The following is a 6,049-nucleotide window of genomic DNA, read 5'->3' as shown; positions in this document are numbered from 1 at the left end:
AACCAGCCGCCAGCCTCCCGGCTCCACACCGGCGTCACCAACGTCAACGCCTCATACAGCTAGCTCGCCAACCACGGTGAGTAACCGCCGCCCGGTGTGCTCGGTGTAGCTCGACTCGTTCACCACCCGTTCGGCTTCGGCCAGCTCACGCCGAACGAGCGGTATCAGGTCACCCCCGCCGATCACATCGTCCAGGTGCCGTAGCTCGATCACGCGTTGTTCCAGCTCGCTCGCAAGACTGGGGCCGACGCGACTCCCAGCCGCCGAGTAGCGCTGAACAGGCGTATCCGCCACCAGCCATTCGTGTGCGACCCTCAGCGGGTCATCCAGACGACCGTAGAGCGTGCCCACGGACACGTTCAGGGCACGCGAGTAGGCGACTACGTGTTCGGGTTTGATCGTGCGTTTCCCGGTCTCCAGTAGGCCGAGCAGGGGCTTGCTGTAGTGCGTGCGAACAGCCATCGCCGCCAGGCTCATCCCAGCAACCTCGCGAGCTGCCCGCAGCCGTGCCCCTAGGTCATCCACCGGTCACCACCTGCAAATCACGGATTGTAGACGAGGGTAGACGCCAAACCTCTATCCGTCGTGCCTTTCCTTCCCGATGGTGGACACAGCGGAACCGGTGGCCGCGCCCCCGATCGGTCGCCGGTTCCGTGATCCAACGGAGCGGAAAGGCGTGAATGAGCGGTGACGGCAGACGAGCACGCGCGGCACACGGCGGCGCTCTCGCGCCTGGTGCTGTCCGGGTGGGTGGGCACCCCGATCGGTGACCCGAGCGACCCGGCGGCCCTGGTCTACGTCCGCGAGCGCGGCGCCGTCTCGGATGCCGTGTGCGTCCAGTCCTACAACGACGCCATAGCCACCCGAGAGGTTCGAGGCACCACGACACGCGCGGTCAACGGCGCGGTCGCCGACGTTGTGCACGAGGTCTTGTCGTGGTGACCCGGCGCGACGATGAGCGCACCACGGTTGAGGTGACACAGCAATGCTATTCGCTGTCGGTGATCTACCGGGGTCGGCTACCCGCGTTGATTATCAGCAACGGTACCGACGAGCTTGTGTTACTGGCCGGTCCCAAATTCCAGGATGCCTCAATCGCAAAAGAATTCGCTATCGCGCTCGCGCACAACGCTCTAACCTTCGCCGGGTCGTGTAACCGCAGAATTCAGGATTTTCAGATCTGGTCCGGAGACGACCCGGAAACAGAATAAGGGGTGAAACATGGGCGTTTTCGGGCCACCGGATTCTGTCATCATGCAACCGGGAACGGTGTGCAACCTGGATTGCAGTTATTGCTACCTGCCGTTCCGGCGACGGCATCTCACCATGTCGCCCGACGTTGCCAGTGCGGTGGCGCGGTCGGTGCGCCCGTGGACCGAACGGCGCACCGTCGAGGTCTGCTGGCATGGCGGGGAACCGCTCGCGGTCGGGCGCGCCCATCTGCGGCAGTTGATGGACTGCTTTCGTGGCCTCGATGTAGCACACGGGATACAAACCAACGCCACGCTGATTAACGACGCATGGTGCGAATTCTTCGCTGAATACGACGTTCATGTCGGTGTGAGCATCGACGGTCCACCAGGCGACAATGCTCAGCGCGTTGATTTGCGGGGTAGACCCGCGTTTACGCGCATCATGACAGGGGTTGAGAAGCTCGCCAAATACGGTCATGACGTGTCGATAATCTCGGTCGTCTCCGACCCTTCCCCAGAGCGAGCACGGCGCTTGTATGACTTCGCGATGACCGTGGGGGCATTCTCCCTTGGTGTCAACGTCGAAGAACAGGAAGGCGTGAACGCCGAGAGCAACGCGCGCGATGCCGAGCAGGTTGTTTCGTTTTGGGCTGAGCTGGTGCGTGCATGGCGAGCGAATCCGGTGGTGCGGGTGCGGGAGATTGACCGCGCGCTCGGTTACGTGGGTAGTGTGCTTGGCCGTGACGAGAACAGTTTACGGCCGCGCATAGACCCGTTGCCGACGGTCGCCTATGACGGATCGGTGACGCTGATTTCTCCCGAGCTGGCCGGTTTCCGCTCGCCCCGGTTCGGGGACTTCGCCTGTGGCAACGTGCTGGACGCGCCGCTGAATGAGTTGATCCGGCGCGGCGTCCGTTCGTCGTGGGTGACCGAATTCGTGCGCGGCGTACACGCCTGCCGCGACGTGTGCTCATACTTCAATTTCTGCGGGGGCGGGCATCCCGCGAACCGGTATTTCGAGGAAGGGAGGCTTGACGGAACGGAAACGAACTATTGCCGAAACAGCAAGATCGGGCTCATGGAAGGAGTACTCCGCGTTGCCGGCAGAAACCATGCTATTGGAACGGCGGATTCGCTCGCGTGCGGGCGAATTGCGCCGCCTGCTGAGCCAGTGGAAGCCAATACGGTTAGCGAAATTCGATAACCGACCCACTTGGGACAACAGCCCCGAGTTTGACAACCGACCCGGCTGGGACAACTGGAACAAGCGCTAGTCGTCTACTGACAGGCCGCTTTCGGTCGCGATGAGCCGCGCGACCGAAACGGCCTGCTCGGTTGTGATCTTCGCGCCGCGCAAGGTCAACAGACCGCGAACGTCGGTCAGCCGCGAGGAACGCAGGTCGCAATCCGCCGCGCGGGAAACCTCGAATTCCGTGGCGTACAACTCGCAGTCGGCGAAAACCACGTTCGACAGGTCGCCCACGAACACCGTTTCACGGAACGAGCATCCCGAGAACACGGCCGCATTCTTCACCTTGTCGATACGGATCGTGGCGTAATCGAATCGGCATCGCTCGGCATACATGTCCGTCGCCTGCTTCACAGCGACCTGTAGACCGATGCCTCGACAGTTCACGAATTCGACCCGGCGTGCCGTCGTGTCCGGCAACGCAGCGTTGGACATGTCCACGTCATCGAACGCGACATCGGACAACATGAGCGGAGCCAACCGCGCCCCCGACAAGTCCACGCCAGTCACAAGAACGTGAGAAAGGTTCCCCTCACCGTGCACCCTGGTTTGGTCGCCCTGTCCAATGTGCACGGACTCAAGATCAAAGTCACCCTTGAACGCGGCCGGTTTCTTGTTGAGGTCTTCCCGATCGAGCGACGGACGCTGGATATTCACCGCGCCAAATTCGCGAAATTCCATGCGTCCACGATACACGGGATAACCTACGGTGCTTGACCCGCACTCGTAGAGCGGAGCGATTGACATTCGTCAAACCACGACAGGCGCGTATCGGTCGGGCTTTACGGAATGATGCCACGCACCAGTTCGGCTGCGTCCATCTGGAGAGCGGCGGCCAAGCGCACGATATTCAGTAATGCGACATTCCGTTCGCCACGTTCCACCGAGCCAACGTAAGTCCAATGCAAGCCGGAATTGTCGGCAAGGGTTTCGATCGACCAGCCCAGCTCGTGACGACGCGCCCGTACCCGGTGGCCGAACTCTATGGCCTGGGGGAAGCGTTTTCGGTGGCTGGTCATTGCCTCCCAGGCCACCAGTGAGGCAGACTATGGGACCAGAGACTATGAGTCTTACTGCGGTGCGTGCTGGACACGGGTTCACCGGAACGGGTGAGGCGAGCACGGGGAGTAAAGGGGAACAAACAGGTGATGCGTTGCCTGGTGATCGAGCGGTGATCCAGACGCCGACAACTGAATCCCGCCAGAGGACGTCACGCCGAAGACGGCCAGCTCGCGGGGCACTCATGGCCACGCTGACGGTCGCCGCCGCCATCAGCACAGCCTGCACGGGCAGTGACAGCGCGGGGACCGCAGGGCGTACCAGTCCGCCAGCGCCAGACCTCGGGACGTTTCTTCCGGCGAACTATCGGGTGGTTTCGTCTTCTAGCGCCGCTCTCGATGGCCCATCGCATTCGGATGACGTGATCTTGGTCTCGACCGGCCCCGGTGTCACGCCTGACCAGCCGGTAGACGGTGGGACCACAGACGTTCAAGTGTTGAGCTTCGATCCAGTCGCCAAGCGCTGGAACGTAGTTTTCGACGCGGCCAATAAGCTGGTCACTAGTTCACTGTTGGCGGGCGCTGACGCGGCGGGTCCGCAGCCACTGCTTCCCCAAGACAAGTCGATGACGCACGTGATCGCGCGGCCGGTCCAATTCACGCAAGGTTCGCCGGACTTGCTGATCTACGGGCTTGACCAGTCCGTCAATCATCCCACCGGGGTACTCGCCGTGGTGGCGTTCGACAGCGGCAATCCGTTCATCGCGTACTACGAAGGCCAAGTCGGCATGTCGGCTCCCTCGGTTTCGGGCGCTCCCAGCGCTGAACGAGTCACGATCACCGCACCGTTCAGCACAGCCATCGACCCGGCCTGCTGCCCCGTACGGCAGTTCACCCAGGTGATCGGCGTGACCGGTGACACGCACACCGCGCCACCCGCTCTCGGAGTGCTCGAAGACGACCGGCCCTGGCTGGGTGCCTGGTACGCAACCCTGAAGCCGCCGTCCGAGCCGGGGCCAGCCATCGTCGCGGGCCTGGTGAGTGGTTCCCCCGCATCGTCAGCTTTACACGTGGGAGACCGACTGCTCGGCGTCGCCGACACCAACCTTCCAGCAGGGGACACGTACCAGCCCGCCGTCGTGGACGAACTGGCCGCCCACCACCCCGGCGACCGTGTGACACTCCACGTGGAACGCGACGGACAACAAGTAGACATCCCGCTCACGCTGGCCGCCCACAACTCACCGGCCTACAGAGACGACAGTCTCGCACCGAAACCGGGGGTGCTGGGTATCGGGAGTGTGGACGCGCCCTCCGGGATGCCTCCGGGTGCCCTCGTCAGCAGCGTCAGTGCGGGCACCCCCGCCGCGCAGGCCGGGCTTGCGCCAGGCGACGACATCATCGCGGCCGGACCCGTCACCGTCCGGTCAACAAACGATCTTATTGTCGCGCTGGCCGGTTACGGCAACATCGGCATTGCCCTCACCGTCCGACACCCCAACGGGACAACTACCCCCGTCACCGTCACACCGCAAATTCGGTCACCCGAGGACGCGTCAAGCGTCAACATCGCTGGGCTGTGAACCGAACAATACTTCGTAGCCGAAAGAACGGGTGACATGGCCGCTCCTCCACGCCCCATACTCACGCTTTTCATTGGCGCTCTACTTGCGTTGACAACAGCGTGCACGTCAACGAGCAAGATAAGCGGAAACCAAGGCGACGCGCCGGGCGCAGCATCCACGCCGGGCGTCACCGGTTATCTGTATTCCGACTCAAATGTCATACTGTTCTTGCAATGGCCAACAGCAAAAACAGGCGCCGTTCAAGGAACGATCAAAGACGATTACGTGAACGGCGATGCACCGAATGAAAAAGTTGAAGATCGCAGCGAAGATTTCACCGGCCAGGTGAACCAAGACGGCAGTGCTACCTTCAACTTTCCAGGCTGGTGGGGGTCAGTATATGGCAACCAAGCGGGTGACACGCTGAATTTGAACTTCCCACAGCAAAACGGGGGATTCAAAGCAACAACGTTTCATCGAGCTACGCCGACTGACTACAACTCGGCGCTAGCAAACTTTCGACAAGCTGTTAACCAGATCAATCAAGGCGTGATCCAGCAACAAGCGCAGCATCAGAAGCAAGCGACGGACCGCGAACGGACAACTTGTTCGCAGGTGGGCGGCACCTGGACCGGAGACAACACGGCAAGCCCGAATTGCGAGGTCACGTACAAAGATCGCGATGGCTACACCAAGACATTTGACGTCTCATTCGATCCCGACGGCAATGTCAGACCCCAAAACTGGGGACCATCAACCCCCGGCGGATGCGCAATGCAGATCTTTCCTGGAAAGTGGCACACCGACACCGATATCTGCTGGTGATCCAACCTGCCGTCGCGCGCCTTTGTAGACCAGTGGCCCGCCGACAAACTGGCTGACAACTGATCACGCGGAGCAGCGCAACACAAAGAGACCCCGCGCTAAACCCGCCGAGGGGGCGGGAGCGCGGGGGCAGCCCAGGGAACAACTGACTGGTAGTGTGCTAAGGGATGTCTCGTAACCCGGTGGGCGGCTGGCCGGTCCGGTAGTTGATCATGTTGT

9 protein-coding genes are annotated in these 6,049 nt (G+C 61.9%); 6 read left to right on the top strand and 3 right to left on the bottom strand.

Annotated features, from left to right (window positions below; all coding sequences use genetic code 11):
• Positions 1 to 51 precede the first annotated feature (51 nt).
• Positions 52 to 525: a helix-turn-helix domain-containing protein gene (locus tag ABFX51_RS23125; RefSeq protein WP_346054896.1), complete on the bottom strand. Its 474-nt coding sequence runs from the start codon at positions 523 to 525 to the stop codon at positions 52 to 54.
• A 162-nt stretch (positions 526 to 687) separates the two neighbouring features.
• Between ABFX51_RS23125 and ABFX51_RS23120 the strand changes: the two genes are divergently transcribed.
• The 4 genes from ABFX51_RS23120 to amcA are packed head-to-tail and all read left to right on the top strand — an operon-like array spanning position 688 to position 2,467.
• A complete protein-coding gene (locus tag ABFX51_RS23120) occupies positions 688 to 942 on the top strand; it encodes a hypothetical protein (RefSeq protein WP_346054895.1) in 255 nt (84 codons plus the stop codon).
• A complete protein-coding gene (locus ABFX51_RS23115) occupies positions 936 to 1,211 on the top strand; it encodes a hypothetical protein (RefSeq protein ID WP_346054894.1) in 276 nt (91 codons plus the stop codon). The genes ABFX51_RS23120 and ABFX51_RS23115 overlap by 7 nt, the downstream gene beginning before the upstream one ends.
• A gap of 10 nt (positions 1,212 to 1,221) precedes the next feature.
• A complete protein-coding gene (gene amcB, locus ABFX51_RS23110) occupies positions 1,222 to 2,397 on the top strand; it encodes a cyclophane-forming radical SAM peptide maturase AmcB (RefSeq protein ID WP_346054893.1) in 1,176 nt (391 codons plus the stop codon).
• On the top strand, positions 2,345 to 2,467 hold the full coding sequence (gene amcA, locus ABFX51_RS39675; protein WP_428832495.1) for a multiple cyclophane-containing RiPP AmcA: 123 nt from the start codon (positions 2,345 to 2,347) through the stop codon (positions 2,465 to 2,467). Before amcB ends, amcA begins: the two co-directional genes overlap by 53 nt.
• Here the strand turns inward: amcA and ABFX51_RS23105 are convergent.
• Positions 2,464 to 3,123: a pentapeptide repeat-containing protein gene (locus ABFX51_RS23105; protein WP_346054892.1), complete on the bottom strand. Its 660-nt coding sequence runs from the start codon at positions 3,121 to 3,123 to the stop codon at positions 2,464 to 2,466. The genes amcA and ABFX51_RS23105 overlap by 4 nt on opposite strands.
• A gap of 101 nt (positions 3,124 to 3,224) precedes the next feature.
• Complete coding sequence (locus tag ABFX51_RS23100) at positions 3,225 to 3,476, bottom strand: helix-turn-helix domain-containing protein (protein ID WP_346054889.1); 252 nt, start codon at positions 3,474 to 3,476, stop codon at positions 3,225 to 3,227.
• Between the two features lie 209 nt (positions 3,477 to 3,685).
• Here ABFX51_RS23100 and ABFX51_RS23095 point away from each other — a divergent pair, with 209 nt between their 5' ends.
• Together ABFX51_RS23095 and ABFX51_RS23090 are read left to right on the top strand one after the other, a co-directional pair.
• On the top strand, positions 3,686 to 5,023 hold the full coding sequence (locus ABFX51_RS23095) for a PDZ domain-containing protein (RefSeq protein ID WP_346054888.1): 1,338 nt from the start codon (positions 3,686 to 3,688) through the stop codon (positions 5,021 to 5,023).
• A 36-nt stretch (positions 5,024 to 5,059) separates the two neighbouring features.
• A complete protein-coding gene (locus tag ABFX51_RS23090) occupies positions 5,060 to 5,830 on the top strand; it encodes a hypothetical protein (RefSeq protein WP_346054887.1) in 771 nt (256 codons plus the stop codon).
• Positions 5,831 to 6,049 lie beyond the last annotated feature (219 nt).

Source organism: Amycolatopsis dongchuanensis, from assembly GCF_039542405.1.
In the GTDB taxonomy this organism is placed as follows: domain Bacteria; phylum Actinomycetota; class Actinomycetes; order Mycobacteriales; family Pseudonocardiaceae; genus Amycolatopsis_E; species Amycolatopsis_E sacchari.
This window is presented reverse-complemented; position numbering and strand designations above follow the sequence as displayed.